Origin of the sequence: Oceanobacillus luteolus (assembly GCF_042678205.1) — a bacterium.
GTDB classification, from domain to species: domain Bacteria; phylum Bacillota; class Bacilli; order Bacillales; family Amphibacillaceae; genus Oceanobacillus; species Oceanobacillus luteolus.
In genome coordinates this window covers 1-2828 of record NZ_JBHUDE010000093.1, presented here as the reverse complement: position 1 = coordinate 2828, position 2828 = coordinate 1, and the positions used below count along the sequence as shown (strand labels likewise).

Annotated in this window: 3 protein-coding genes; all 3 read left to right on the top strand. The window is 30.9% G+C overall.

What is annotated here, in order from left to right:
- Positions 1-175: 175 nt before the first annotated feature.
- Positions 176-574, top strand: coding sequence for a hypothetical protein (locus ACFSBH_RS12420; RefSeq protein ID WP_251517940.1), 399 nt, complete (start codon positions 176-178; stop codon positions 572-574).
- Positions 575-588: 14 nt separating this feature from the next.
- The gene (locus tag ACFSBH_RS12415) at positions 589-1002 is read left to right on the top strand and encodes a hypothetical protein (protein ID WP_251517942.1); all 414 of its coding nucleotides are present in this window, start codon (positions 589-591) and stop codon (positions 1000-1002) included.
- 393 nt (positions 1003-1395) lie between these two features.
- Entirely contained in the window at positions 1396-1791 is a 396-nt protein-coding gene (locus ACFSBH_RS12410) for a DUF3888 domain-containing protein (protein WP_251517944.1), read from the top strand.
- Positions 1792-2828: the final 1037 nt, after the last annotated feature.

The window sequence follows — 2828 nt, the reverse complement described above, 5'->3', positions numbered from 1 at the left end:
TTGGTCACCGTCCATTCCAGCGGAATGTCGTGTACCAAATAAAACTAAATAAATCATAACAATAGTCCACATCTAAAACTAGGTGTGGATTATTTGACGTTTACCGTTAAAGTGGAATAAAGAAGCTAGGTTATATGTAGGAATTAGTGTTGATAAAGATGAAGAACAAACTGGTATGGATGGCAGAAGAAAACACTGGAACATCCAATTTGGTATACCTGGTAAAACAGATTGGTATTTAGTATCTATCCAAGATGGAAAGGTATGGAAAACAAAGCATTTACCTAATGAATTAGATAGTATGCCTGAAAATTTCTTTATCAATAACGTAGAGGAATTTAAATATGATACACCGGAGTTACTAGAAGAGGGTCAAAAAGTCACCAAGATATATCCGGGAGATGTTTTTGCCAAAGGATATAATTTTGGTTTCTCGAAAGACCCGGAAAAAAACATCCCTATTGTGATGGTTATTGGTTGGGATAAGACCAAAGAGAACATCGTCTACCTAATGTTCAATGCAGAGACAGGAGAGTTTGTAGAAAAAACCGAAAAAGAACAATACAAAAATTAAAGGAGTCGAATTTTATGAAAAAAAATATAGTTATTTTTACTCTCGCGTGTTTTTTATTTGTTTTTACATTTTCCTCTACAACTCATGCATATACCGCAGGTGAAGTCACTGCTTATACAGGAGGTACCATTGGTCACGGTTCATATTTGTTCCCAAATAAACAGTATCAGACTGTTGCTGTTCACCAAAAGTCAAAGACGAATAAAGATCCTATATTCCCCTTCGGTAGTGAAATAGTTACTTCGAAACCTCTATATCTAAATGGCTATGGTAATAAAAGCCTTTTTATGGTTACTGATACTGGTGATTTAGACCGGAAAAGAGATTACTATTGGTTTGATGTATACTTTGGTACCTCTAACAGTACTAATGTCAAAAATGCAATTGAATTTGGAACAAAGTATAATATCGTTTATTCTGTATTCTAAGTAATTAAAAAATCAACTTCTAATGAGTTCTTAATTTATTTCAATTCTAGTTATAACAGGAAGAAAATTATCGACTATATTTCTCAATAATACCTATGCTCCACTCATAATAAAAAGAATCTATTTTATGATTGAAATAGATTCTTTTTATTTTCAACAAATTGAACTCCACATATTGATTGATTTCCTCGTTTACATCACCTTACATATTTCTTAATTCCCAATATTTAATTTAGATGCTTCAATAACTTATAAGTCTTTTGTTAAGTACCTTTGCAGAGACAGTTTAGTCAACTCTTCTACTTTTACATACATTTTACCTGCAAAATTTAAAATTATAAACCTAATACTTTTTAAAATTGGTGGCAAGATAAACATATGGAGGTGAGATAAATGAGAAAAGCTATTGCTCTATCTTTGTTTCTTTTTATTATTCCAATTGTTCCCACAGTTGAAGCCTACAACAAATCAGAATGTGAAAAAGCACTAACATCCTTGATGTTTGATGACATTTATAAAGCAGTTAATGAAAACTACGATATCAAAGACGTTCAATTCGAAAACGAGAAAATTTTAGATCTTAAAATGACTGGCGGATTAACCTTTGATATTACTGTTCAGATTTCTACGTTTATTGGGGCACATAATACAATCGGTACTGATACATTACAATTTAAACGTGAGATTGATGGACTAAAATTAGTTAGCTATGACCATAAACCGTCGAAAGATAAAGATGAAATATTAAAGTGGTACCTTAACAAATCATCTCAACCTTCAATAAACTGATTTGTTATGCGCACAGTTAAGTTTTCTCTGTCAGTTTGTTTTCTTTATGGAAGAAAAAGAATCAACACTTTATTTGTATTAGGCGATATGGTAGAAGAAGTAGAAATTGTAATTGCAGAAAAGATACAACCAATGAACTTCTTATAAATCTGATGCTTTAGCAAAAAAGTCGGTTCCTTAGTGGAATTCGACTTTTTAAGTTTTAGATTCTTAAAAGGTCTTCAGTATCGTTTATAGCGAAAAATAAAACTTAAAATTAATGCAAAATAACTCCTAAAGTGACAGTTTTCTACTTCACAACCGAATACTAAACCAATTAAAAGCTACCTGTGCCTTTTTTCTAATAATAATTAACGTGATTACAGAAATATTGGTTGAAAGAATGGAAATGAAAATAGATATGTTTAACATGAAAGATACCTCCAATCTTGTCCATTTTGTTTATATTAGTTATTATATGTATATAATAATGATGTATGGGAAAGGGGAATATATCCCCTAACCCATTGCTGTGATTCAGAACTCTTATTCTTCTTGGTCGTTGGATGAGGGTTCTTTTTCTTTGCTCTTTTTACTAACAATACTGTCCCTCAAGTTGTTGTTTATTAGCTCCCATTTCAACTAATCATCTTGATATCAATGGTTCGAAGTTCCAAAAATGTTTAATAAATTTATTAATAATTAACAACAATTATTAAAATTTAATAGGAAAATGTACTTTTTAGTGGTATTCTATAGATAGAACATGACATAAAGATTAAATAGTTTTTTCATAAATGCAACTTACCACTAATTTATGCATAAGTTTATCTATAGACGGATAATACTAAAGCAAAAAAGGTGGTGTTTGTTTATGAAAGATGAATTCTATTATTTTAAAGGGAGGGTGACTATTTTGGTGGATACTATTCCGAAATACACTCAATATCAATTATCCGTAAACGTCAAATAATCCACACCTAGTTTTAGATGTGGACTATTGTTATGATTTATTTAGTTTTATTTGGTACACGACATTCCGCTGGAATGGACGGTGA